The sequence below is a fragment of the Streptomyces sparsogenes genome (assembly GCF_001704635.1).
In the GTDB taxonomy this organism is placed as follows: Bacteria; Actinomycetota; Actinomycetes; order Streptomycetales; family Streptomycetaceae; genus Streptomyces; species Streptomyces sparsogenes.
Window position 1 is genome coordinate 1 of record NZ_MAXF01000136.1, and the last position, 23,391, is coordinate 23,391.

At 73.1% G+C, this 23,391-nt stretch carries 20 protein-coding genes; 8 read left to right on the forward strand and 12 right to left on the reverse strand.

Features of this window, described 5'->3' with window-relative positions:
* The 4 genes from BBH68_RS27985 to BBH68_RS28000 all read right to left on the reverse strand — a co-directional run.
* On the reverse strand, positions 1 to 315 hold a 315-nt coding region (locus BBH68_RS27985; protein WP_174589105.1), incomplete at its 3' end, for an SAM-dependent methyltransferase.
* Positions 312 to 1,130, reverse strand: a complete 819-nt coding sequence (locus BBH68_RS27990) for an SAM-dependent methyltransferase (RefSeq protein WP_065966489.1) — start codon at positions 1,128 to 1,130, stop codon at positions 312 to 314. The genes BBH68_RS27985 and BBH68_RS27990, both read right to left, overlap by 4 nt.
* Positions 1,127 to 1,399, reverse strand: coding sequence for a DUF397 domain-containing protein (locus tag BBH68_RS27995; protein ID WP_065966686.1), 273 nt, complete (start codon positions 1,397 to 1,399; stop codon positions 1,127 to 1,129). Before BBH68_RS27995 ends, BBH68_RS27990 begins: the two co-directional genes overlap by 4 nt.
* 32 nt (positions 1,400 to 1,431) lie before the next feature.
* Positions 1,432 to 2,289, reverse strand: coding sequence for a helix-turn-helix domain-containing protein (locus BBH68_RS28000; RefSeq protein WP_065966490.1), 858 nt, complete (start codon positions 2,287 to 2,289; stop codon positions 1,432 to 1,434).
* Positions 2,290 to 2,503: 214 nt separating this feature from the next.
* Here BBH68_RS28000 and BBH68_RS28005 point away from each other — a divergent pair, with 214 nt between their 5' ends.
* The 6 genes from BBH68_RS28005 (at position 2,504) to BBH68_RS28030 (ending at position 9,666) form a co-directional block, all read left to right on the forward strand.
* Complete coding sequence (locus BBH68_RS28005) at positions 2,504 to 2,959, forward strand: ATP-binding protein (protein ID WP_245738344.1); 456 nt, start codon at positions 2,504 to 2,506, stop codon at positions 2,957 to 2,959.
* Positions 2,960 to 3,099: 140 nt separating this feature from the next.
* On the forward strand, positions 3,100 to 4,053 hold the full coding sequence (locus BBH68_RS28010) for a TAXI family TRAP transporter solute-binding subunit (protein ID WP_079151236.1): 954 nt from the start codon (positions 3,100 to 3,102) through the stop codon (positions 4,051 to 4,053).
* Between the two features lie 126 nt (positions 4,054 to 4,179).
* Positions 4,180 to 5,802 (forward strand): NAD(P)-binding domain-containing protein, encoded by a 1,623-nt coding sequence (locus BBH68_RS28015; RefSeq protein ID WP_065966492.1) that lies wholly within the window; start codon positions 4,180 to 4,182, stop codon positions 5,800 to 5,802.
* A gap of 8 nt (positions 5,803 to 5,810) precedes the next feature.
* The gene (locus tag BBH68_RS28020; protein WP_065966493.1) at positions 5,811 to 6,923 is read left to right on the forward strand and encodes an alpha-hydroxy acid oxidase; all 1,113 of its coding nucleotides are present in this window, start codon (positions 5,811 to 5,813) and stop codon (positions 6,921 to 6,923) included.
* A complete protein-coding gene (locus BBH68_RS28025) occupies positions 6,920 to 8,389 on the forward strand; it encodes a cytochrome P450 (RefSeq protein WP_065966494.1) in 1,470 nt (489 codons plus the stop codon). Before BBH68_RS28020 ends, BBH68_RS28025 begins: the two co-directional genes overlap by 4 nt.
* On the forward strand, positions 8,386 to 9,666 hold the full coding sequence (locus BBH68_RS28030; RefSeq protein ID WP_065966495.1) for a cation:proton antiporter: 1,281 nt from the start codon (positions 8,386 to 8,388) through the stop codon (positions 9,664 to 9,666). The genes BBH68_RS28025 and BBH68_RS28030 overlap by 4 nt, the downstream gene beginning before the upstream one ends.
* A gap of 64 nt (positions 9,667 to 9,730) precedes the next feature.
* Here the strand turns inward: BBH68_RS28030 and BBH68_RS28035 are convergent, their stop codons facing one another.
* The 3 genes from BBH68_RS28035 to BBH68_RS28045 all read right to left on the reverse strand — a co-directional run bounded on the left by BBH68_RS28035 (position 9,731) and on the right by BBH68_RS28045 (position 13,421).
* Positions 9,731 to 11,320 carry a class I adenylate-forming enzyme family protein gene (locus BBH68_RS28035; protein ID WP_076972107.1) on the reverse strand — a complete coding sequence of 530 codons (1,590 nt, stop codon included), beginning with the start codon at positions 11,318 to 11,320 and terminating at the stop codon, positions 9,731 to 9,733.
* Positions 11,321 to 11,415: 95 nt separating this feature from the next.
* The gene (locus tag BBH68_RS28040; RefSeq protein ID WP_065966496.1) at positions 11,416 to 12,759 is read right to left on the reverse strand and encodes a sensor histidine kinase; all 1,344 of its coding nucleotides are present in this window, start codon (positions 12,757 to 12,759) and stop codon (positions 11,416 to 11,418) included.
* The gene (locus tag BBH68_RS28045; protein WP_065966497.1) at positions 12,750 to 13,421 is read right to left on the reverse strand and encodes a response regulator transcription factor; all 672 of its coding nucleotides are present in this window, start codon (positions 13,419 to 13,421) and stop codon (positions 12,750 to 12,752) included. Before BBH68_RS28045 ends, BBH68_RS28040 begins: the two co-directional genes overlap by 10 nt.
* Positions 13,422 to 13,635: 214 nt before the next feature.
* Between BBH68_RS28045 and BBH68_RS28050 the strand changes: the two genes are divergently transcribed.
* Positions 13,636 to 14,604, forward strand: coding sequence for a ferritin family protein (locus tag BBH68_RS28050; protein WP_245738345.1), 969 nt, complete (start codon positions 13,636 to 13,638; stop codon positions 14,602 to 14,604).
* A 117-nt stretch (positions 14,605 to 14,721) separates the two neighbouring features.
* Here BBH68_RS28050 and BBH68_RS28055 read toward each other — a convergent pair whose 3' ends face one another.
* The 3 genes from BBH68_RS28055 to BBH68_RS28065 all read right to left on the reverse strand — a co-directional run bounded on the left by BBH68_RS28055 (position 14,722) and on the right by BBH68_RS28065 (position 19,295).
* A complete protein-coding gene (locus BBH68_RS28055; protein ID WP_065966498.1) occupies positions 14,722 to 17,049 on the reverse strand; it encodes a heavy metal translocating P-type ATPase in 2,328 nt (775 codons plus the stop codon).
* Positions 17,050 to 17,152: 103 nt separating this feature from the next.
* The gene (locus BBH68_RS28060) at positions 17,153 to 18,514 is read right to left on the reverse strand and encodes an MFS transporter (RefSeq protein WP_065966499.1); all 1,362 of its coding nucleotides are present in this window, start codon (positions 18,512 to 18,514) and stop codon (positions 17,153 to 17,155) included.
* Positions 18,515 to 18,935: 421 nt separating this feature from the next.
* Positions 18,936 to 19,295, reverse strand: coding sequence for a winged helix-turn-helix transcriptional regulator (locus tag BBH68_RS28065; protein WP_065966690.1), 360 nt, complete (start codon positions 19,293 to 19,295; stop codon positions 18,936 to 18,938).
* Positions 19,296 to 19,301: 6 nt separating this feature from the next.
* Here BBH68_RS28065 and BBH68_RS28070 point away from each other — a divergent pair, with 6 nt between their 5' ends.
* Positions 19,302 to 20,309, forward strand: coding sequence for an NAD(P)-dependent oxidoreductase (locus BBH68_RS28070; RefSeq protein ID WP_107500875.1), 1,008 nt, complete (start codon positions 19,302 to 19,304; stop codon positions 20,307 to 20,309).
* A 168-nt stretch (positions 20,310 to 20,477) separates the two neighbouring features.
* On the opposite strand, the gene BBH68_RS28075 is transcribed toward BBH68_RS28070, so the two are convergent.
* Together BBH68_RS28075 and BBH68_RS28080 are read right to left on the reverse strand one after the other, a co-directional pair.
* Entirely contained in the window at positions 20,478 to 21,674 is a 1,197-nt protein-coding gene (locus BBH68_RS28075) for a DMT family transporter (protein WP_065966501.1), read from the reverse strand.
* Between the two features lie 96 nt (positions 21,675 to 21,770).
* Positions 21,771 to 23,327: a bifunctional phosphatase PAP2/diacylglycerol kinase family protein gene (locus tag BBH68_RS28080; protein ID WP_065966502.1), complete on the reverse strand. Its 1,557-nt coding sequence runs from the start codon at positions 23,325 to 23,327 to the stop codon at positions 21,771 to 21,773.
* Positions 23,328 to 23,391 lie beyond the last annotated feature (64 nt).

The following is a 23,391-nucleotide window of genomic DNA, read 5'->3' on the forward strand; positions in this document are numbered from 1 at the left end:
AGCACGATGGTTGTCGGCGTACACCACACGGGCGTCGGGGGCGACGCTCTGGGCGACCTGGTGAAGGTTGGGCTCGGTGGGGATGCCGGTGCCGATGTCGAGGAACTGCCTGATCCCCGCCTCGCCCGCCAGCCAGCGGGTCGCCCGGTGCATGAAGGAACGGTTCTCCCTGGCACAGGTCTTGATGCCCGGGAAGACCGCGATGACATGGGCGGCGGCCTCCTCGTCGACCTGGTAGTGGTCCTTGCCGCCGAGGTAGTAGTCGTACATCCGCGCCGAGTGCGGCTTGGTGGTGTCGATGTTCATCGTGTTCATGGCTTGCGTGCGACCCCCGCCCACATCGATATGTCCGCGCTGCGAATGTCCCCGGGACGCTCATCGGCGTCCGGCTTCCAGTGGTGCGGCTCCGAGACGCCCGGGTCGACGAGTTCCATGCCCTCGAAGAAGCCCGCGACCTCGTCCTTGGAGCGGGTGATGAAGGGGATCCCGTTCTCCTTGTAGACCGCGATGACCTTCTGCCAGGTGTCCGCCGAGAAGTCGTGGGTGGAGTGCGAGAGCATCAGAAAGCTGCCCGAGGGGAGGGGGTCCATCAGCTCGCGGATGATCTCGTACGGCTTCGCCTCCTCCGGGATGAAGTGGAAGAGCGCGTTGACCGACAGGGCCACCGGCCGGTCGAGGTCGAGCGTCTCCAGCAGCTCCGGAGCCGTCATGATCTTTCGCGGCTCGCGCACATCGGCCTCGACATAGGCGGTACGCCCCTCGGGGGTGCCGTTCAGCAGGGCCTGGGCGTAGGCCAGCACGATGGGGTCGTTGTCGGTGTAGACGACGCGGGCGTCGGGGGCGACGCTCTGGGCGACCTGGTGGAGGTTGGGCTCGGTGGGGATGCCGGTGCCGATGTCGAGGAACTGCCTGATCCCCGCCTCGCCCGCCAGCCAGCGGGTCGCCCGGTGGATGAAGCCCCGGTTGACGTGGGCGTTGAGCCTGACGGTCGGATGGACGGCCATCACCTTGGCGGCGGCCTCCGCGTCCACCTCGTAGTGGTCCTTGCCGCCCAGGTAGTAGTCGTACATCCGGGCCGGGTGCGGTTTGGTGGTGTCGATCCGGCCGGGGGCGAGATGGCGCTCGCTCATGCGGCCCTCCGTTCTGCTGCGGTACCCGCCGAGGTGGTCAGGTTCGGTTCTGTACGGGTGAGGAGGAAGTCCGCGGCACCGGCCTTGGCGCCCTGGATGAACTTCTCGATCTCGAGGGGGGTGTAGATCAGCGCGGGGCCGTCGGGGTCGGTCGACTGGCGCAGCGCCACGCGGCCGTCGCTCAGCTTCATGACCTCGACGCAGGCGCCGCCGTTCGGGCCGCTCCAGGGCTTGCGCCAGCCTTCGGCACCGAGGTGCTTGGCCGGCATGCCGTTGTAAATGTGATCCACCTGATCCACGGTCAGAGCTCCTTGCGAATCTCACGGAGGAAGGCCTCCGTGCGCCGCGCCGGTGTGGCCTGGGTGCCCATTCGGTCGAGGGCCTCCAAGTAGGCGGCCACGTCCGCGCGTTCGTCGAGATAGCCGGCCCCGGTCAGTCCCTCGACATAGACGATGTCCGGCAGTTCCGGGATCTGGAACCGGAAGAGCTGGAACGGTCCGCCCATGCCCGGGTGCGGTCCGGCGGCGAACGGCACCACCTGCAAGGTGACGTTCGGCATCTGGATGGCCTCGATGAGGCGGTCGATCTGCGCGCGCATGACGTCCGGTCCGCCGATGGGCAGGCGGAACACCGGCTCGTCCATCACGACCCACAGATGAGGTCCGTCGGGTCGGTTGAGCAGTTCTTGACGCTCCATCCGCAGGGCGACCCGCCGGTCGAGTTCCTCGGGGTCGGCCTGCGGGAATCCGATGCTCAGCAGCGCCCGTGCGTAGTCTTCGGTCTGCAGCAGTCCGGGGATGAAGTGGGGCTCGTACGCGCGGATGCGGCTGGCCGCTCCCTCGAGGCTCACATAGAGGCTGAACCAGTCCGGCAGGACATCGCGGAAGCGATGCCACCAGCCGGGTCTGTTGGCGTCCTCGGCCAGGGAGAGGAAGGTCTCGATCTCCTCCTGGTCGACCCCGTAGGTCTGCAACAGCTTCTCGACGTAGGGGAGTTTGAGGCCGACCTCGGCCTTCTCCATCCTGCGCACCGTCGTCTGGTTGACGTGCAGCGCTCTGGCGGCCTCGTCGTAGCCGACGCCGGCTTTCTCGCGAAGGACCCGCAGGCGCATGCCGAGGACCATCTGCCCGACGGTCGGGGCAGACCGCGCTTCACCCACGCCTTACCTCCTCGGACGGTCTTGTGGGCCTCAGTGTGCCACGCTCGGGATGAACCCGAACAGAGTGCTCTCGCTATTCTGCATTTTGCAGAACGCCGCTTGCCAACTGACGTGTACAGCATCGATAGTGAGAGGGTGACCGGTCCCAAAGGGGCTGGCACGTCGCCGACTTGCGGCATCGAACCCCCCACCGGTAGACGGAAGGCGAACGGCCGTGGCACTGCCTCAACGCATGACGATGGCCCGCCCGCTGCTCCTCGGCGGATTCGACGCCGGGGTCCGCCAGGAGAGGTTCCAGCTGCCCGCGCTGGGCGCGTCGGTGGCCGCCGCCCGCCGCCGGGTCCGCTCCCGGGTGCCGGTCTGGGGATTCTGCGAGGACGTCTGCGACGCGGCGGAGCTGGTGATGTCCGAGCTGTTCACCAACGCCCTCGTCCACACCGGCAGCGAACAGATCCTCTGCGTCCTGCGGGCGGAGGCGCCCCGGACGCTGTACGTCGAGGTGGCCGACCAGGGCGGCGGATCCGCCGGACCGGCCCCGCGCCAGGCGAGCGCGGAGGACGAGGGCGGGCGGGGGCTCGCGCTGGTCCGGGCCATGGCCGCGGCCTGGGGGGACCGCCCCGGGCTGAACGGCGGCCGGGTGGTGTGGGCCCAGCTCACCTCCCTGGTCTGAGCCGCCCCGGCCTGCTCGGCCCGGGTCTGAGCCTCTCCGGCCTGGGTGCGTCTGTCCGGCCGCCCCGGCCTGCCCCTTCCTGCCCGCCACCGCCCCGGCCTGCCCGTTCCCGCCCGCCCCGGCGTCGTTAGCATGACCGGGTGCCCGCCCTTCCACGCCGCCGTCTGCTGACCCTCACGGCGGGCTGCGCCCTCGCGGCGGGCCCCCTCCAGGGATGCGCCGGCGACGGCCCCGCCGGCCGGGTCCGGCTGGCCACCGGCCCTCGGGGCGGACCGTACGCGATCTTCGGCAGCCGGCTGGCCGACGAGGTGCACCGGGCCCACGACCGGCTCACGGTACGCGTGCTCACCACCGCGGCGAGCGTGGAGAACCTGCGCATGCTGGGCGACGACCGGGCCGACCTGGCCCTGGCCCTCGCGGACAGCGCGGCCGACGCCACCGCGGGACGCGGCATCTTCCCCGGCCCCGCGCCCGTCGCCGCGCTCGCCCGGCTCTACCTCAACTACCTCCATCTCGTCGTGCCCGCCGACTCGCCGATCGAGGAGCCGGGCCAACTCGCCGGGCGCACGGTGTCCCTCGGCGCGGCCGAGTCCGGCACCTCGGTGACCGCCGGCCGGGTGCTCGCCGCCGCGGGCGTACGCCGCGTCCACTCCGTACGGCTGGGCCTCGACGAGTCCATCGCGGCGCTGACCAGGCGGGAGGTGGCCGCGTTCTTCTGGTCCGGCGGCGCGCCGACCCGGGCCATCGCACGGCTGGCCCGCCGCCGCCCCGTCCGTCTCGTCCCGCTCGGCGGCCTGGCTCCGGCGCTGCGCCGCGAGCACGGCCCCGTCTACGAGAGCGTCTCCATCCCCGCCGGGGTGTACGGCCTGCGCGCCCCGGTCGCGACCGTCGCCACCCCCAGCTATCTGGTCTGCCGCACCGGCCTCGCCGACGACACGGCCCGCGCCGTGACCGGCGTCCTCTTCGAGGCCCGCGGCCGCCTCCCGGTCCCGGACGCCCCCGGCAGCCGGCTCGACGAGCGGTACGCCATCAACACCGGCACGGTGCCGCTGCACCCGGGGGCGGCGGCGTACTACCGCGCGGTCTACGGCTGAGCGGGCCGGGGCCCGCGGTGTCGTGGCGTGCCGCTGGCACTGGCCTGTTTTCGATATTGCTGGAAGTGACTGACTCTCACTAAAGTGGTTGTTGAGACTTAAAGGAAAAATTGTGACGGCTTTCCCATGGCATCGCGCTCCTGGAAGGAAGGCACTGTGCACAACGACTCTCACGACTCTCTTGACTACCTCGTCATCGGCGGCGGCCCCGCCGGACTCCAGCTCGGACAGCTCTTACAGGCGGCGGGGCACCGCTACCGGATCCTGGAAGCCGGATCCGGGCCGGGCACGTTCTTCCGGACGTTTCCCCGCCACCGCCAGCTGATCTCCATCAACAAGGTGCACAACGGCACCGACGACCCCGAGCTGAACCTCCGGATGGACTGGAACTCCCTGCTGTCCCCGGACCCCGAGCTCCTTTTCACCCGCTACACCAGGCGCTACTTTCCGCAGGCCGACGACTACGTGCGCTACCTGGGCGACTTCGCCAAGGCCTTCGACCTCGACATCGTCCATGACACCCGGGCGGTGCGGATCCGCCGCACCGACGACGGATTCACCGTCACCGATCAGCACGGCCGGGACCACCGCAGCCGTCGGGTGGTGATGGCCACCGGAGTGAGCCGCCCCTACATCCCCGACGTGCCCGGCATCGAGGCCGCCGAGGACTACTCCGTCGTATCGGTGGACCCCGACGACTTCATCGACCAGCGCGTTCTGATCCTCGGCAAGGGCAACTCCGCGCTGGAGACGGCCGACAACCTCGTCGAGACGGCCGCCGTGATCCATGTGGCCGGGCCGCACTCCATCCGGCTGGCCTGGAACACGCACTACGTGGGCCATCTGCGCGCCGTCAACAACAACTTTCTGGACACCTACCAGCTCAAGTCGCTGAACGCCCTGCTCGACGGCAATGTGCTGTCGATCGACAAGGACCCGGGCGACGGCCGGTACCGCGTGCGCTTCAGCTTCTCCCGGGCGGACGAGGTCGTGAAGGATCTGGTCTACGACCGGGTCATCGTGTGCACCGGCTTCCGCTTCGACGCCTCACCGTTCGACCCCGAGTGCCGCCCGGAGCTGGTCATCAACGACCGCTTCGCCGCCCTCACGCCGGCCTACGAGTCGGTCAACGTGCCTGGTCTGTACTTCGCCGGCACCCTCAGCCAGCAGCGCGACTTCAAGAAGTCCACCAACGGCTTCATCCATGGATTCCGCTACGCCGTGCGCGCGCTGAGCCGCATCCTCGACGAACGCCACCACGACCGGCCCTGGCCGCACCAGCCGGTCGCCACTGATCCGGCCGCGCTCGCGGACGCCGTGGTGGCGCGGGTCAACCGCAGCTCCGCGCTGTGGCAGCAGTTCGAGGTGATCGGGGATCTGCTGGTCACGGCGGCCGGCGAACAGAGCCGCTACCACGAGGAGGTGCCGGTCGCCTATGCCCACGGCAGCCCCGCCACCGTGGGGGCCGACTACTTCACCATCACCCTGGAGTACGGCCCCGACCACGACAAGGTGGACCCCTTCGACATCACGGTGCGGCGGACGGCGCAGAACTCGGTCGAGGGCGCCTTCGACGCCGCGTATCTGCATCCGGTGATCCGCCACTTCCGCGACGGCGAACTCCTCGGCACCCACCACATGGCGGAGAACCTGGAGAACGACTGGAACCACCCGGAGGTCCACCACGCCCCGCTCGTCGCGTTCTTCGCCCGTGAGCTGGATCCGGGACCCGCCGGCGCGGGGCGGTGACACCCCCCATGCTGATGACCGTCCAGGACTTCGAAACCGCCGCCCGGATGAGAATCGATCCCGTCCACGCCGACTTCATCGCCGGGGGAGCGGGGGACGAGATCACCGTACGGGCCAATGAAGAGGCGTTCCGGCGGCTGCGGCTGCTGCCCAGGGTGTTGCGTGGCAGCGCCGAAAGGGCGCTGGACATCAGCGTGCTCGGCAGCCGTGCGCGGACGCCGGTCCTGCTCTCGCCGACCGCCTTCCACAAACTGGTCGACGAGGAAGGGGAAGCGGCCACCGCACGGGCCGCCGCGGCCGCCGGAGCCATCATGATCGTGAGCATGGCCTCCACGGTGGCGGTGGAGGACATCGCGGCGGCCGCCCGCGAGGCCGGTGAGCACGGCGATCCGCCGCCGCTGTGGTTCCAGCTCTACATCCAGCCCGACCTGGGGTTCACCGAAGCCCTGGTACGGCGGGCCACCGACGCCGGGTGCGCGGCCCTGGTGGTCACCGTGGACTCCCCGGTGCGCGGCGCCCATGAGCGGGACCTGCGCAACGGTTTCCTCGATCTGCCGCCAGGACTGCGCTGCGAGCACATGGTCGATCCGCGCGAGGGCGGGCGGGTGCACCCGATCGCCATGTCCCCGGTGATCTCCTGGGAGCACATCGACTGGCTGCGCGGGACCACCTCGCTCCCGATCCTGCTCAAGGGCGCCCTGCACCCCGAGGACGCCAGGCTGGCGGTGCGCCACGGGGTCGACGGTCTGCTGCTGTCCAACCACGGGGGCCGGCAGCTGGACACCGTGCCCGCCACGGTCGAACTCCTTCCCGAGATCGCCGCGGCGGTCGCCGGCCGGATCCCGATCGTGCTCGACGGCGGGGTGCGGCGGGGCACCGATGTGGTCAAGGCGCTGGCGCTCGGCGCTTGTGCCGTGGGCATCGGCCGACCGGTGATGTGGGCCCTGGCCGCGGGCGGGGAGAAGGGCGTACGGCGGCTGCTGGAGCTGTTCCGCGAGGAGCTGGACCACGCCCTGGCGTTGTGCGGCGCCTCCGGGGTGCGGGGCCTCCCCCCGGACCTGGTGCGCGCACCCGCCTGGGGACCCGCGTCGGCCCACACTGAGCGGGAGGGAGGGGCATGAGCGGCATGAGGCGGCCGGCCGCCGCGGCGGCGGCCGTGGGCCTGACGGCCAGCCTGCCGTACTGGCTGCCCCGGCTGGTGATCGATCTGCGGGTGCGCCTCTTCGCCCGGATCAACGGGGAGGAGGGGATACCGGTGCCGGGCCTCGAGGTGCCCGTCGAGGAGTTCAAGCAGGTCTACGGGCATCCGGCGGCGAACGGCCGCAGCCAGGGCGCCGCGCTGTCCGATCTGTTCTGGTACTGGCTCGCCCCCGGTCCCGAGGTCCACCAGGAGCATCTGGAGCCCGGCCCGCGCTACAACGACGTGGCCAGGACGACCCGGCAGATCCTGGCCGGACTCTCCCGGGACCAGTGGACCGAGCTCGTCGCCCGTTGCACCCGGCGGGTGCTCGACGAACTCGACGGACCAGACGGACCTGACGGATGCGACGGCGCGTCCGGTGCCCGGGCGCGCCGGGTGAGACTGCGCGATCTGATGATGCCGGTGTGGGCCGAGGTCTACTACGAGGTGGTCTTCCGCGAACCGTGCCCACGGCATGTCAGGGACATGATCGTGGCCAACGCCGATGACGTGGTCAGCGCCCTGAAGTGCACCGGACTGCGCCATATGGACCGGCGCCGCCGGCTCACCGCGTATCTGCGCGGGCGGCTGGCGAGCGCGCCCCCGCCGGTGCCGCTGCCGTCTCTGCTCACCCAGCGGGAGCGGGCGTACTACCTGCAGGGCACGTTCTTCAACACCGCCGTGGTGCAGACCTCGGAGGCGATGGCCCATCTGCTGCTGGCCCTCGCCTCGCACCGGTCCGTCCAGGACCGCCTGCTGACCGGCGCGGCGGACGCCGACTACCTGGACCACGTCATCAACGAGACGCTCCAGCACTTCCCGCTCTTCGGGGTGGCCCACCGCATCACGACCGGCGAGATCCCCCGCGCCGGGAGACCCCCGATCCCGGCGGGCTCGGTCCTGCTGTTCAACTACCCCGAGTACCAGCGCTCGGGAGTCCCCGACCACCAGCGGTTCGACCCCGGTCGCTGGCTGTCCGCGGACACCAGGCCCACCCGCTTCATCCCGTTCGGCGTGACCGCCAACCGGCCCTGCCCGGCACGCGGCTTCGCCGTCCTGACCATGCGCGTCGCGGCCGAGGAGGTGCTGCGCCGGTTCCGGCTGGCGTCCTCGGCCGAGCACACCCGGTCGCTGCCCAACCGTGGCCCCTGTCTGCTGATCCCACGGGCCGGCCGGACGGACGCGAGGACATGGGGACCGGTCGGGCGGGCGGCCAGACTCGCCGGAATGCGGCTGGGCGACCGGTGGGCGGCGATCCCGCGCAGCCTCACCCAACTGGTGCTCGGCGGCTACATGGTGTGGGACGCCCGGCGCCAGGGGCTGTGCCGTCACTACTTCGCCACGGCGCCCGGCGACTCAGCCGGCCGGGTCGTCGCCGCAACCGATGAGGAGGAGAGGAGACGATGACCCCCACCGAGCTCGCCCCGAAGTTCTTCATCGCCGCCGTGGTGATCCTGCTGACCTGCCGCCTGGTGGTGCTGGCGGTAGGCCGGTTCGGGCAGCCGCCGGTGGTCGGGGAGATGATCGCCGGCGTGGTGCTCGGCCCGTCCCTCTTCGGGCTGCTGGCGCCGGACGCGTCGGACGCGGTCTTCCCGCCGGAACTGAAGCCGGTGCTCTACGTGGTCGGCCAGATCGGCCTGGTGGCCCTGATGTTCCACGCCGGATACGAATTCCGGGCCCACGCGGGGCGCCGACTGGCCGGAACCGCCGTGGCGGTCTCCGCCGCGGGGGTGGTGATCCCGCTGCTGCTGGGCGTGGGGCTGACCTTCGTGTCCCATGGCCATGTCGACATCTTCGTCGACGGGGTCTCGGTCTGGGTGACCGCGGCCTTCGTCGGGGTCGCCCTCGCCATCACCGCCTTTCCCATGCTGGCCCGCATCATCACCGAGCGGGGACTGGCCGGGACCCGGCACGGCTCGCTGTCCCTCGCCTCGGGGGCCACCGATGACGCGGCCGCCTGGCTCATGCTCGCCGGGGTGCTGAGCGTGGCCTCGGAGAAGACCGGGCCCGTCGTCAAGGCGGTGGGCGGTTCGCTGCTCTTCGTCGCTGTCCTGTTCCTGCTGGGACGGCGGCTGCTCGCCTGGATCGTGACCAGGCCGGGCCTCAGCGAGGAGACCCGGCTGCTGTTCACGGTCGCCGTGCTGTTCTGCGGCGCCTGGTTCACCGACATCATCCAGCTGTACGCGGTCTTCGGGGCGTTCTGCGTCGGGCTGGCCATGCCCCGCCACGAGGCGTCCGAGCGGATGGTGCGCCGTGTCCAGGGGGTGACCCAGGTGGTGTTCGTGCCGATGTTCTTCACCTACTCGGGTCTCAACACCCGCTTCGACGTGTTCTCCGATCCGGCCGTGATGACTTTCGGCGCGGCCTGCGTGCTCCTCGCCTCGCTCGGCAAGTTCGGCGGCTGCTGGGCGGCCGCCAAGGCGTGCGGGGAGCCGGGCCCGGTGGCGGTCAGGGTGGGCGCCCTGATGAACGCGCGCGGGCTCATGCAGCTCATCGCCCTCAACATCGGGCTGTCGGAGGGCATCGTCGGCGATGAGCTGTTCGCCGCGCTGGTCCTGGTCGCCCTGGTGACCACGGTCATGACGGTCCCGGTGCTCAGCTGGCTGGACCGCCGGGACGCCAGAGCCCGGGCGGCCGGGGAGCCGAGTGGTACGGCGGAGGAGGCGGTGCCGACAGTGGGCTGAGCGCCGCCCTCGTCGCGGGGGCACCAGGGAGGCGGGTCACGAGGCAAGGGGCGGCACCGCGCCGTCACGGCGTCTCAAGCGGCGGGGACACCCGGGACATCAGCGCCCGCTTGTCCGGCTTGCCGCTCGGCGCCAGCGGCACCTGTGCGATGACGGTGATGGTGGCCGGGACGCTCGCCTCCCCCAACTCCCCCGTGACGAGGGCGCGCAACGCCGCGAGGTCCGGCGTGCGGCCCTCGGCCGGTACGACGAAGGCGTACGCGGCCTCGCCGGTGGACTCGTCGGGCGCGCCCACCACATACGCCTCGTCGACATCGGAGTGGGCCGCCAGCGCACGTTCGATCGCCCCGGCGTAGTGCACGATCGCGTTGATGATGACCACGTCCCGGGCGCGTCCGGTGAGCCGCAGAAAGCCGCGGTCGTCCAGGTGTCCCACGTCGCGGGTGCGCACCCACCCCGACCGCAGCACCTCCCGGGTCTGCTCCTCGTCGTTCCAGTAGCCCGCCATCGCGGAGTCGGTGCGCACCCATATCTCGCCGACGGTCCCGACGGGCACCGGCAGCCCCTCGGGGTCGCGGATGCCGATCTCCACACCGGACCACGCCCGGCCCACCGAGTCGTACACCTGGTCCGGCCACTCGGCCATGTCGTCCGGGGCGAGCAGCGTGAGCATGCCGGTCTCCGTCTGCCCGTACCCCTGGTGGACCGCGCGGCCCAGCCGCCGCACCGCCTCCGCGAGCCGGTGCGGGGCGAGTGGGGACCCGGCCACGAGCAGCACCTCGAGGCTGCTGGTGTCGGTGCGTCGGGCGCTTTCGACGCTTTCGGTTTCTGTGCGCAGCACGTCGAGTACGTGGTGCAGCCGGGGAACGGTCATCAGGCACGCGGTGATCCGGTGGCGCTCGAAGAGCTGGGGGAACTCCAGGGGCGGTTCGGGGATGACGGCGGTGCCGCCGCCCAGCAGGCACAGCCCGAGGTGCTCGAACATCACCGCGCTGGTCAGGGTGCCGAAGAGCAGAAACCGGCCGTAGCCCGCGGCCAGCCGCGCGGTCCGCTCGGTCCATCTCGCTGGCTGCCAGGACCAGTTGAGCGTGAGCGACCGGTAGGTCTGCGCACAGCCCTTGGGCCGTCCGGTGCTGCCGCTGGTCAGCGTCACCATGGCGATGTCGTCGGGGCGGCCCTGGGCGGTCAGCTCTCCTTCGGCCACCGGATGGGCGTCCAGGAGATCCGGCCCCAGCCGCAGCACCTTCACGCGGTGCGCCGCCTCCAGCAGCTCCGGGGTGGCGCCGGTCTCGTCGGCCACGAGGGCGTCGATGCCGGCGGAGAGGACGTATGCCAGATGTGCCGGGGTCATTCCGGGCTTCAGCCCCGTCACCCGGCAGCCCACCAGATACGCGGCCACGTGCACCGCGAACCCCTCGGGCGTCACATCGGTGGCCACCGCCACCGACCGCCCCGGCCCGAGCCCCGCCGCCCGCAGCCCGTCGGCGCACCGGCCGATCAACTCCAGGACCTCGCCGCGGGAGAGGGTGCGCGAGCGGTGTTCGAAGGCGGGCGACCCGGGCCGGGCGCGGAAGGTGTCGATGAGGGCCTGCGGGAAGGGCGCAAGGTCACCAGCGACGTCGTGCTGGCCGGAGGCAGTGGGCAGCGTATCCATGTGCGTCTCCGTTCGGGGCGGTGGTGCCGAGTGGGACGTGGTGGATCGACCGCCACGATACGGCGGGCGGCCCCCGCGTGACCGGAACTCCGGGATCAGGCCACGGCCTCGGGCAGCCGCACCTCGACGACGAGGCCGTGCGGCGTGGCGGGCCGCAGGGCCAGTTCGCAGTCGGCGGCGCGGGCCAGCTCCGAGGCGATGGCCAGGCCGAGCCCGCTGCCGGGGACGTTGCCGTGGCCGGGAGAGCGCCAGAAGCGGCCCAGGGCCGCGTCGAGCTGCTCGGCCGCGAGCCCGGGGCCGTCGTCGGCGATCCGCAGCACGCGCCCCTCCAGACGGACCGTGACCGTGCCGCCCGGGGGCACGAACTTCGCCGCGTTGTCCAGGGCGATGTCCGCGATCCGGGCGGCCGCTGCGGGCAGCGGGGCGGTGGCCGGGCCCGGCTCGTCCAGCTCCACGGCCAGGGTCAGCTCGCGTGCCGCGTAGACGTCGTGCCAGATGGCCAGCCGCTCCCGCAGCGCCGCCAGGGTGATCGGTTCGGGCGCCGCCGTGCCGGCCTCGACCCGGGCGAGCTCCAGCAGGTCCTCGGTGAGCCGTCCGAGCCGGTCCACCTCGGCCAGGGCCTCGGCGAACTCCTCGGAGCCCTCCTTTGTCAGGTGCGGCTCCAGGTTCTCCAGCCGCAGGGACAGCACGGTCAGCGGGGTGCGCAGCTCGTGGGAGGCGTCCGCGACGAAGGCGCGCTGCCGCTCCAGGGCGGCCGAGACGGCGTCGGCCATCGTGTTGAAGCGGCGCTCCAGGAGCCGCAGCTCGGCCGGGCCGCGGCCGCCGTCGCGCACCCGGGCGTCCATCCTGCCCTCGGCGATGGCGCGGGTGGTGAGGTCCAGTTCGGTCACCGGGCGCAGGATCCACCGCGCCAGCCTGCGGGCGGCGATCAGGGCGCAGAGCACGGCGACCGCCGAGCCGGCCGCGATGGCGGCCCAGACCAGCGTGACATCGCGCCGGGCCGCCGCCGTGGACACCTTCATCACCACCACGCCGAAGACCTGCGCGTCCCGGCCCACCGGCTCCGCGACCCGGGCCGAGGCGGGGCCGAAGGGGGTGACCAGGGGCAGGCCGGCGGTGGTGCGGCCGGACAGCGCGCGCTCGGCGGGGTCCTCGGCCCAGGCCCCGCCGCCCGCCACCCGCTTGCCGTCCCGGTCGCGGATCTCCACCGCGGTGCCGTACAGCCGGTGGTAGCGGGACACCTCCTGGACCAGCCCGGAGGTGTCCCCGTCGCGGATCGCCTGGTCGGCCAGTTCGGCGAAGCGGGTGGCGTCCGCGCGCCGCTCCAGCAGCAGCCGGCCGGTGCGGTGCGAGGAGTACGCGAGGGAGAAGGGCACGGCGAGCGCGGTCACCAGGCAGGCGATGAGCACGGTGTAGACGCTCAGGATCCTCAGCTGCATCCGCCGCTTCCCAGGCGGTATCCGGTGCCGCGCAGCGTCTCCACCAGCCACGGGCAGCCGCTCTTGGAGCGGATCCCGGCGATGTGCACGTCCAGCGAGCGGGAGGCCGACAGCAGCAGGTCCCCCCACACCGCGTCCAGGATCTCCTCCCGGCTGCGGACCACCCCGGGCTCGCGGGCCAGCAGGGCCAGCACGTCGAACTCCCGGCGGGTGAGGGCGACCGGCCGGCCGTCCACCTCCAGCTGCCGGGCGGCCAGGTCGATGCGGACCCCGCCCACGGCCACCACCGGGCCGGGCGCGGGCAGCGGGCGGGTGCCCCGCCGTACGACGGCCTCCATGCGGGCCACCAGCTCGGCCGTGCGGAACGGCTTGACGAGGTAGTCGTCGGCGCCGCCGCGCAGGCCGCGCAGCACATCCCGCTCCTCCGACCTGGCGGTGAGCACGATGACCGGGACGGCGGAGGCGCGGCGCAGCCGGCGCAGCGCCTCCAGGCCGTCCATGTCGGGCAGGCCCAGGTCGAGCAGGACGAAGTCGGCGCCGTCCTTGAGCCGCAGGGCGTCGTCCCCGCGCCCGGCGCGGGCGACCTGGTGCCCCAGCCGGTCGAGGGTGGCGGTCAGCGCCGCCGCCAGCCGGTCGTCGTCTTCGACCAGGAGAATACGCATGGGCGTAGGTTGACCTGCTCCCCGGCCCGAAGTCCAGGGACGGAGGCGGCCCCGGGCGGGCACCCATGGGGGGCGCGCTCGAAGGGCGCGGGGAGGAGGCAGCCGGTGACGGTCGGTATTCACCCGGATGGGCCGTGAAAAGGGCGGCGCTGCGTCCGTGCGGGTGGCATGAGGAGGGGCACCCGCACCTGGAAGTGCCCCGAAGGAGGACGTCATGTTCCGTCACTCGATACGCACGTTCGTGGTCGGCCTGTGCGCGCTGACGGCGGCCACGCCCGCCGCCACGGCCGTGGCGCGCACGGTGCCGGACGGTCGGCAGCAGGCCACGCGGGCCGCCGCCCCGGCTGTGCACGCGCGGACCCTCGCGGACCTGGCCACCACGATGAAGGGGGAGGCGTTCGCCTACGCCTCCTACGACCTCTTCGCCGCCGAAGCCGGCCGTGAGGCCCACCCGGCCGTCGGCAGGCTCTTCCGCGACACGGCGCGGACCGAGCTGAACGAGCACTTCCGCGAGGCCGCCACCCTGGCCGGTACCGTCGGATCGAACGCGGCCAACCTCCGCGAGTCCATCAACGGCGAGACGTACGAGCACCAGGTGATGTACCGCGGCTTCGCGGCTCAGGCCCGCGCCGACGGGGACCGGGCGGCGGCCGGACTGTTCACCGAGATCGCCGCGGACGAAGGCCGCCACCGCGACGCCTACCGTACCGCGCTCAAGGTCGTGACCACCGGCCACGGCACCGTCCCGGCCCCGCCGAAAGCCGCCGTGGTGCCGGTGCCCGCGGGGCCGCCGAAGGTGAAGGCCGCCCGGACGAAGGCCAACCTCGACACCGCGATGCACGGTGAGGCACTCGCCCACGCCAAGTACCGGCTCTTCGCCGCCCATGCGCGGCAGACCGGTGACACCGCGCTGGCCCGCCTGTTCCAGGGCACCGCCGACGTCGAGCTGCACGAGCACTTCGCCGGCGAGGCGGTGCTGGCCGGCCTGGTCCGCACCACCAAGGCGAACCTGCGCAAGGCCATCGCCGGGGAGCACCACGAGGCCACCGTCCTCTACCCGGGCTTCGCCAAGCGGGCCGCCGCCGTCGGGGACACCACCGCCGCCCGCTACTTCCGGGACACCGCCGCCGACGAGGCCAAGCACGAGGCGGCCTTCCGGAAGGCGCTCAACAAGCTGGGCTGACCGCCCGGCGGAACCCGCGGGGCGCCCGCGCATACGCGAGGCGGTCCGGTCGGCCAAGGCTTCACGCCGGCCGGCCGGACCGCCTCCGGCGCGGCCGCCGCCGACACCCTCCCGCTGTCACGGGGCCAGGGAGAAGTAGCTCTCCTCTTCCTGCGAGAAGTGCAGCCGCAGGACGGTGTGCAGCCCATAGAGGCACGAGCGCAGATCGTCGAGCTGATCGGCGTCGAGGCCGCCGCGTGCGTGGGCCAGGCGCAGGTGTGTGGCGACGCGCCGGGAGAGACGCTCGATCTCGGTATGGGCGCGGCTCATGGTGGCGGTGGCCTCGGGGCCGCCGAGCGTGGGAGCGAGCGCGGGGTAGAGCTGGTGCTCCTCGGCGTACTCGTGCGGCAGGAGCCGTTCGGTCAGGAGCCGGTGCGTCTCCTCGACGGCCGCCAGGGCCTGGGGGCCGGAGCTGTCGGAGAGGCGGTCGGCCGCGGCGCGCACCGCCTCGAGGACGTCCTGGAGATCGTCGTGTTCGGCGGCGAAGCGGTGGATGAGGGCTTCGGCGGCCGGCGCGAGAGCCGGCCGGGCAGCCTGGTCGACGCGCAGGGCCCGCAGGGCGTTGAGGATGACCGCGACGTCGATGCCCTCCTGGAGCAGGGCGCCGGCGGCGGGCGGCAGCAGGCCGGCGGCGGCCGCGGCCATGGCGGCGAGCGACATCAGCATCCCGCCCAGCGCGCTCTGTACGGCGATGCGCCGCGCCCGTCCGGCGATGGTGACGGCATCGGCGAGGCGGTCCACGCGGTCGGTGGTCAGCACGATATCGGCGGCCTCGGAGGAGGCGGTGGAACCGCGGGCGCCCATGGCCACCCCGACGTCCGCCGCGGCGAGCGCGGGGGCGTCGTTGACGCCGTCGCCGACCATGACGGTGACGGCGCGGTCGCGTTCGGCGCGGACCGCGGCGACCTTGTCCGCGGGGCTGAGCTCGGCCCGTACGCCGTCGAGGCCGAGCACGGCGGCGACCTCGTGGGCGGGCTCGGCCCGGTCACCGGTGAGCATCATGATCCGCTCGACGCCCGCCGCCCGCAGGTGGCGCAGGGTCCTCGGCGCGTCGGAGCGGATGGGGTCGCGCAGCAGCACGGCGCCGGCCACCTGCCCGTCGACGGTCAGCCAGGCGACGGCCGCACCGTCGAGCAGGGCGCGGTTGTCCACCCCCGCGGCCCAGGACGGCGCTCCCCCCGCGGTGTCGATCCGGCCGATGGACGCCCGGTGCCCGTCCACGGTGCCCGAGGCGCCCCGGCCGGGATCCTCGGTGACGTTCGACGCCACGGGCGGTCCCAGTCCGCGTTCCCGGGCGGCGTCGACGATGGCGTGGGCCAGCACATGCGGGGAGTACTGGTCGAGTGCGGCCGCCAGGCGCAGCACCTGCGCCGGCTTCCACCCCGGTGCCGCGGCGACGTCGAGCACCCGGGGGCGGCCGCCGGTGAGGGTGCCCGTCTTGTCCAGCAGCAGGGTGCGGGCTCGGCTGAGGTTCTCCAGAGCCCCGCCACCGCGGACCACCACACCCAGGCGTGAGGCACGGGACAGCCCGGAGACGATCGCGACCGGCGCGGCCAGCAGCAGCGGACACGGGGTGGCGACCACCAGGACCGCCACCGCCCGTACCGCGGATCCGCTGAGCAGCCAGGCCACCCCGGCCACCGCGAGGGACAGGGGCAGGAACCAGGCCGCGTACCGGTCGGCCAGGCGGACCACGGGCGCGGATTCCGCGCCGGCCTGCCGAGCCAGCCTCACGATCTCGGCATAGGCGCTGTCCTGCTCCGTGGCGGTGGTCCTCAGGTCGAAGGCGCCGCCGGCGTTGATCACCCCGCTGCGTACGGCCTCGCCCTTCGCCCGCTCGACCTGAACGGCCTCCCCGGTGAGCACCGACTCGTCGAACACGGCCGTGGCGCTCTCCAGGCGGCCGTCGACCGGGACCACTTCTCCCGGGCCCACCACCAGCAGGTCGCCGACCGCCACCTCGGCGAGCGGCACCGAGCGCGCCCCGGCGTCGGTGACGCGCCGGGCCGTGCGCGGCGCGCGTTCCACCAGGGCCCGCACATCGTGGGAGGCACGCCGCCTCGCCGCGGCTTCGAGGGTGCGGCCGGTGGCCAGCATCAGGGCGATCAGCGCGCCGGCCAGGTACTCGCGCACGGCCAGGGTGCCGCCGAGGGCCAGGACCGCGAGCAGGTCCACGCCCGCGTGCCCGCGACGCAGCGCGGCCACGACCCACCCCACCGCGGGGACGAAGGCCGCCACGGTCCCCAGCCCCCAGCACAGGTCCGCGAGCCCGCCGGCACCGACGGCCCAGGCCACACCGCCGGCCGTCAGAGCGGCCGCCGTGACGGCGAGCAGGGACGGTTCCAGGCGCGCGAGGACGGCGGCCGCCGACCGGCGGACCGGCCCCGTGGCGGAGAAGGGGTTCATGGGCACACCTCTGGTGTCCATCCTCGGCCCGCGTCCGGTCCGGCACATCTCGGCGCCGGTCCGGCCGCGCGGAGCCGGCGGTCAGCCGGTGGTCAGACGGCGGTCAGACGGCGGTCCGGGTCGCCTCCGCGGGTGCGGCGGGCTCCTCGGAGCGGGCCTGGGTGAGGGAGGTGTCCCGGGTCTCCCGCATGGTCAGGTAGACCACCAGCGACACGGCCGCGCAGCCCGAGACGTACCAGTAGAACCCGGACTCCGCGCCCGCGTTCTTGAACCACAGCGCCACGTATTCGGCGGTGCCGCCGAACAGGGCGTTCGCCAGCGCGTAGGGCAGGGCGACACCGAGCGCCCGCACATGCGTGGGGAACAGCTCGGCCTTCACCACGGCGTTGATGGAGGTGTAGCCGGTGATGACGACCAGCGCGGCGAGCGAGAGCAGCAGCGCGCCGAGGAAGGTGTCGGCGTGCGACAGCGCGGTCATGATGGGCACGGTGGCCAGCATCGAGCCGACGCCGAAGGTGATCAGCAGCGGGCGGCGGCCGATCCGGTCCGACAGCGCCCCGGCCAGCGGCTGGAGCAGCATGAACACGAACAGGGCGCAGAAGCTGACCAGTGAGGCGTCGGACTTGCTCAGCCCCGCCGTGTTGGACAGGTACTTGGTCAGATAGGTGGTGTACGTGTAGTAGGCGACCGTGCCGCCCATGGTCAGCGCGATGACGAGGGCGGCCTCCTTGCGGTGGCGCAGCAGCTCGCCGAGGGACCCGCGCTCGCCCGCCGGGTCCGAGTCGGCCTCGGCGTACACCTCGGTCTCCAGCAGGTTGCGCCGCAGCCAGAAGACCACGGCCGCGGCCACGGCCCCGACGATGAACGGGATGCGCCAGCCGTAGGAGTGCAGCGCGTCGTCGGACATGGTGTGCTGGAGCACGATCTGCAGGCCCAGGCCGATCAGCTGGCCCGCGGTCATGGACACGTACTGGAAGCTGGACACGAAGCCGCGGCGGCCGGGCTGGGAGGCCTCCGTCAGATATGTCGCGCTCGCCGCGTACTCGCCGCCGACCGACAGGCCCTGCAGCAGCCGGGCCACCAGCAGCACCGCCGCGCCGAAGTAGCCGACCTGGTCGTAGGTGGGCGCGATGGCGATGAGCAGCGCGCTGGTCGACATCAGGGTCACGGTGAGGGTGAGGGCGGCCTTGCGGCCGCGCCGGTCGGCGTAGCGGCCCAGCAGCCAGCCGCCGACCGGGCGCATGAAGAAGCCCACGGCGAAGATGCCGGCGGTGTTCAGCAGCTGCGCGGTCGGGTCGCCCTTGGGGAAGAAGGACGCGGCGAAGTACGTGGCGAAGCTGGCGTAGACGAACCAGTCGAACCATTCGACCAGGTTGCCGATCGAGCCGCCGATCACGGCTCGCCACGGTGTGCGCGCCGTGGGCGCGGGGGAACTGCTGACGGACACAGGGGCCTCCTCGAGCATGCGGGTGAGTGGCGGCCCGCCCCGGGGGGACGCCGCCGCGGGTGGCAGCTTCGACGCGCGAGGCGCGCGGAGTACAGCCCCGGGGCCCAGAGCTAACCTCCGCTTAACACAGCCTCCCCGCACCCGCCGATCCGCTACCACTCGGGCGCGGTGCACGCCAAGAACCAGATCGTGGTGACCGAGCAGTTCCCCGACGACGAGCTGAAGGGTGAATTCCAGGCGCCGAGCGGCGCGGGCACCTGGCCCGCGTTCCGGCTGACCGGGGTCAACAGCCGGCCGCCGGAGAGCGGCATCCTGGAATTCAAGGGGAACTCCAACAGGGTTTCGCGGGAAAGCCGCTGTGGCCCGCAACCGCACGTCCTGAAAACCCCCCGGACACAAGGGCCGCGGCTTCCGGGGCTCGACCCCGGAAGCCGCTGTCTCACCTGCCCGTCAATTGCTGACGTTCGTGCAGGGAGAGCTCGCCCAGAGCGGCCAGCCGATTCCTTCCCCAGGCGCCCAGCGGCTTGAGCGCGGTATTGAGATCCTCGCCCAGCTCGGTGAGCGAGTACTCCACCTTGGGCGGCACCTGGTCATAGATCTCCCGGTGGACGATCCCGTCCGCCTCCAACTCCCTCAGCTGCTGGGTGAGCACCTTTTCGCTCACCCCCGGGACCAGTCGCTTCAATTCACCGAACCGGCACCGCTGGTAATCGAGCGCCCAAATGATCAGCACCTTCCACTTGCCGCCAATGACATCCACAGCCGCGTCCAGGCCACAGACATATGGCCGCTTCCTCATGACCCCATCCCCACTGACCTCAAGGTAAGTACGCACTTTCAAGTCCGTACTTGCCCACCGTACAGCGAGCGGCAAGGCTCAAGGCAGGCGCGCCGAGACCGATACGACCGAGCATCACCTGAGCAACGGGAGCACCCGAACATGAGCAACACCCCCGTGACCGTCCTCGGCCTGGGCGACATGGGCAGGGCACTGGCCCGCGCCCTGCTGAAGGCGGGACACCGCACCACCGTCTGGAACCGCACGGCCGCCAAGGCCGAAGCGCTCGTCGCCGAGGGCGCGCTGCGCGCGGAGACGGTCGCCGAGGCCGTCGCGGCGAGCCCGCTGGTGGTGGTGTGCCTGCTGGACTACGACTCCGTGCGGCAGACCCTCGACCCGGTGGCCGGGGCGCTGTCCGGCACGGCCGTGGCCAACCTGACCAGCGGAACCCCGCGCCAGGCCCGCGAGATGGCCGCATGGGCGGCGGAGCGCGGCGCCGACTACCTCGACGGCGGCATCATGGCCGTCCCCCCGATGATCGCCACCCCCGCCGCCTTCGTGCTCTACAGCGGATCGCGGAGCGTCTTCGAGACCCACCGGGCGGCGCTCGACGCCCTGGCGCAGAGCCACTACCTGGGCGAGGACGCCGCGCTGGCCCCCCTTCAGGACATCGCCCTGCTCAGCGGGATGTACGGCATGTTCTCCGGCATCCTGCACGCCTTCGCGCTCACCGGCAGCGAGGGCATCAAGGCGGCCGACTTCGCGCCGATGCTCCAGCGCTGGCTGAACAGCATGTCGGGCGCCGTGGCCGGCTTCGCCGCGCAGATCGACAGCGGCGACCACGCCCAGGGCGTGGTCTCCAACCTCGCCATGCAGGCGGCCGCCTACCACCACCTCCTGGAGGCCGCGGAGGAGCAGGGCGTCAGCCCCGAACTCCTCGCCCCGCTCGGGCCGCTCATGGCCCGCCGCGTCGCGGACGGCCACGGCCACGAGGACCTGTCGGGCCTGGTGCACCTGCTCCGCACCCGGGCCTAGGGTCTTTCGTTTGGATCAGGCCGGATCAGGGAGCGGGGTCTGGTGCCGGGCATCGCAAGGCGGAGGAGGGCGCCATGGCGGAGCCATGGCAACCGACGACAACGCCGCGAGGCGCGGTGCCAGGGCCCGCGAGCCCGGCATGATCCAAACGAGAGGCCCTAGCCCTCCCTAGGGCCGGTCCTGAAGGACCGGCTCGCCACGGACCGACCGCCGCTGGTCGGGTGAGCGGCGCCGCCGGGATGAGCGGCGGCCGCGCGGCAGGCGGTCGTCGGCCCCTCGGGCCGGGCGGGGGATGCGGGGGACCAGCCGGGGCGGGCGACCGACGTCCGCGCCGGCACCGCCCGCACCCCCGTCCGGCTCCGCCGCCCCGCCGCCCGGTCCACCCCTCCGGTCCCTCTCGTCGATCCCGTCTGTCCTGTCCGTCCCGTCCGTGCCGTCCGGCCGCCCGGCGGCCGGACCCGCCGCCCCGTCCACCTGCTGCACCGCGTCGCCCGCGTTCATCCTGTCCGCCGTGTCCGCCGGGCTCGCCGCCTTCGCCGACGCCTCCACGCCGTGCACGGTCAGCATGACCAGACCGGTGCCGGCGACCAGCGCCGCGACCACGGCCAACAGGGCACCGGGCGCGCCGTGGCGGAAGTGCTCACCCAGCGCGGTGACGCCCACGGCCGTCGCCACCACCGGGTTGACCACGGTGGCCGTCGCCAGCGGCGAGGCCAGCCCGGCACCCCGGTACGACGCCTGGGACAGCAGCACCCCGGCCCCGGCCAGCAGGCCGATCATGGCCAGGCTGGGCAGCCCCGAGGCCCACGCGTCCCACTCCAGCTCCACGGTCACGTTCTTGGTGAACACCGAGGAGACGCCGAAGGCGGCCCCCGCCGCCGCGGCCAGCAGCACGCTGCGCACTCCGGGGCGGCGCGAGCAGCGCGCGGCCACCGCCAGCACCGCGATCGCGCTCACCGTGACCACGGCCACCGCGACCCGCTCCTGGTCCGCCAGCGACCTTGACCCCGACGAACCGCTCAGCGAGAGCAGCCCGGCGAGCCCCGCCGTGGCCAGCACCGCGCCCCGCCAGCCGGCCGCGCCCACCGGGCGCCGCACGAACACCGCGGCCATCGGGAGCGCGAAGACGATGGTCAGCGCGCCCAGCGGCTGCACCACGCTCAGCGGCCCGTACGCCAGCGCCAGCACATGGAGGACCGCGCCGGTCCCGTTGAGCACCACCGCCGTCCACCAGCGGCCCCGGCGCAGCGCGGCGTACGGGCGGGGCGGCGTCGTCGCCGCGACATGCTCCTGGAGGATGGCTCCGGCGGCGTAGCAGACCGCCGAGGCCAGGGCCAGCAGCACGGAGAGAGCCAGGGAGGTCACGTCAGGGCCCCCTGGGCCGGTCGGTCGTCGTCCATGTCCTCCACGATGACGGGTTCCGACCGCCGCGTCGTCGTCCCTGAGCCCCCATTGCGCGTACTACCGGCGCAGTACGGCCCTCCGGAAGCGCGCCGTGGCGGTGGCCGTACGGGCGCGCTGCGCCAGCTCGTTCTGCGGCTGGGCCGGGCGGTAGACGGTCACCGCCCCGGGCAGCTTGTCGATCACCAGCGCCTGGGCGGGGGAGGGCGCGACCTCGCCGTCGTAGGCGCGGACGTCCACGTCGTGCAGGCCCGACAGGGTCAGCCGCCGCATCCGCCGCGCCGTCACCACCCGGGAGCGCCCCAGCGTTCCGGTGAGGGCGGCGGCCAGCAGCCGGGTGCGGGCCAGGGGTTGGTCCCCGTCCACGGCCCGGACGTCCAGCAGCCCGTCGTCGAGCCGCTCGCGGTACGCCGGGCCGAACCCCTCGGGGGAGTAGCGGCCGTTGCCGACGAACAGCACCCACAGCCGCCGCCGGTGGCCGTTCACCTCGATCTCCATGGGCGTCGCGGTGCGCAGCACCCGCGCGAGCGCCACCGCGGTGGCCGGCCACTTGCCGAGCCGGCCCTCCAGGCTCTCGCGGACCCGCACCAGCTCGGGGTACATCCCCAGGCTGAAGGTGTTGACGAAGTGGCCGGCCGGCCGGTCGCCCGGCAGGGGGGTCACCCGGGCCAGGTCCACGGCCACGGCGTCGCCCTGGGTCACCGCGTGCACCGTGTCCTCGAGGGCGGGCACCCCGGCGTCCAGGGCGAAGTGGTCGAAGGTGCCGCCGGGGAACACGGCCAGCGGCAGCCCGCGCTCGGCGGCCAGCGCGGCCGCCGCGTTGACGCTGCCGTCCCCGCCGCAGATCCCCAGCGCCCCGGCCCGCTCGGCGGCGCGCCTGGCGGCCCGGTCCAGCAGCGCCCCGAGGTCGTTCTCCGGCCCGCACTCCAGGATCTCGGCGGCGGGCAGCAGCACCCGCAGCTGCTCGGCGGGGGTCAGCGTGGCCCCCGGGGTGGCGACCCCCGACCGGCGGTTGACGACCACCACCAGGCCCTCGCCCTCGGGCAGCGCCGGGGCCGAGACCCGCGGCCGCGCCCGCGCCGGGACGGTGGGCCGCGGCGGCCACCAGCGGCAGGTCAGCGCGGCCGCGCCGACGCCCACGGCGATCCCGGCGAGGACGTCGCTGGGGTAGTGCACCCCCACGTACACCCGGGAGAAGGCCACCGCGGCGGCGAGCGGGGCGACGAGGATCCCGTACCCGGGGGACTCCAGGGCGACGCCGGTGGCGAAGGCGGCCGCGGAGGCCGAGTGCCCGGAGGGGAAGGAGCTGGTCCAGGGCTGCTTCGCCAGCCGGCGGATCAGCGGCACGCTGTCGATGACCGGACGGCGGCGCTCCACGGTCCACTTGACCACGAGGTTGGACGCCAGCGACGCGGCGGCCAGCGCCCCGACCCCGCGCACCGCGGCGCGCCGGGCGGTCCGGCCACCGACCCCGGCCAGCACCCCGGCGGTGCCGAACCACAGCTTGCCGTGGTTGGCCGCGCGGGTGAGCCGGGGCAGCAGGGGGTGGGCGCCGCGCAGCCGGCCGGCCGCGACCCGCGCGAACAGCCGTCGGTCGAGGTCACTGATAGGTCTCATGGCACATGCGTATCCCGGATCGGCCCCGGCACGCCATTTTCCTGCCCGCCGGGGCCGGATCCGC

Excerpts from the sequence above, each read along its gene's own strand:
- BBH68_RS28015 (WP_065966492.1), top strand. The coding sequence starts at position 4,180 with ATGGCATCGCGCTCCTGGAAGGAAGGCACTGTGCACAACGACTCTCAC.
- BBH68_RS28045 (WP_065966497.1), bottom strand. The coding sequence starts at position 13,421 with ATGCGTATTCTCCTGGTCGAAGACGACGACCGGCTGGCGGCGGCGCTG.
- BBH68_RS28055 (WP_065966498.1), bottom strand. The coding sequence starts at position 17,049 with ATGAACCCCTTCTCCGCCACGGGGCCGGTCCGCCGGTCGGCGGCCGCC.
- BBH68_RS28040 (WP_065966496.1), bottom strand. The coding sequence starts at position 12,759 with ATGCAGCTGAGGATCCTGAGCGTCTACACCGTGCTCATCGCCTGCCTG.
- BBH68_RS27995 (WP_065966686.1), bottom strand. The coding sequence starts at position 1,399 with ATGCCGGCCAAGCACCTCGGTGCCGAAGGCTGGCGCAAGCCCTGGAGC.
- BBH68_RS28025 (WP_065966494.1), top strand. The coding sequence starts at position 6,920 with ATGAGCGGCATGAGGCGGCCGGCCGCCGCGGCGGCGGCCGTGGGCCTG.
- BBH68_RS28035 (WP_076972107.1), bottom strand. The coding sequence starts at position 11,320 with ATGGATACGCTGCCCACTGCCTCCGGCCAGCACGACGTCGCTGGTGAC.
- BBH68_RS28030 (WP_065966495.1), top strand. The coding sequence starts at position 8,386 with ATGACCCCCACCGAGCTCGCCCCGAAGTTCTTCATCGCCGCCGTGGTG.
- BBH68_RS28080 (WP_065966502.1), bottom strand. The coding sequence starts at position 23,327 with ATGAGACCTATCAGTGACCTCGACCGACGGCTGTTCGCGCGGGTCGCG.
- BBH68_RS28020 (WP_065966493.1), top strand. The coding sequence starts at position 5,811 with ATGCTGATGACCGTCCAGGACTTCGAAACCGCCGCCCGGATGAGAATC.
- BBH68_RS27990 (WP_065966489.1), bottom strand. The coding sequence starts at position 1,130 with ATGAGCGAGCGCCATCTCGCCCCCGGCCGGATCGACACCACCAAACCG.
- BBH68_RS28065 (WP_065966690.1), bottom strand. The coding sequence starts at position 19,295 with ATGAGGAAGCGGCCATATGTCTGTGGCCTGGACGCGGCTGTGGATGTC.
- BBH68_RS28060 (WP_065966499.1), bottom strand. The coding sequence starts at position 18,514 with ATGCTCGAGGAGGCCCCTGTGTCCGTCAGCAGTTCCCCCGCGCCCACG.
- BBH68_RS28050 (WP_245738345.1), top strand. The coding sequence starts at position 13,636 with ATGTTCCGTCACTCGATACGCACGTTCGTGGTCGGCCTGTGCGCGCTG.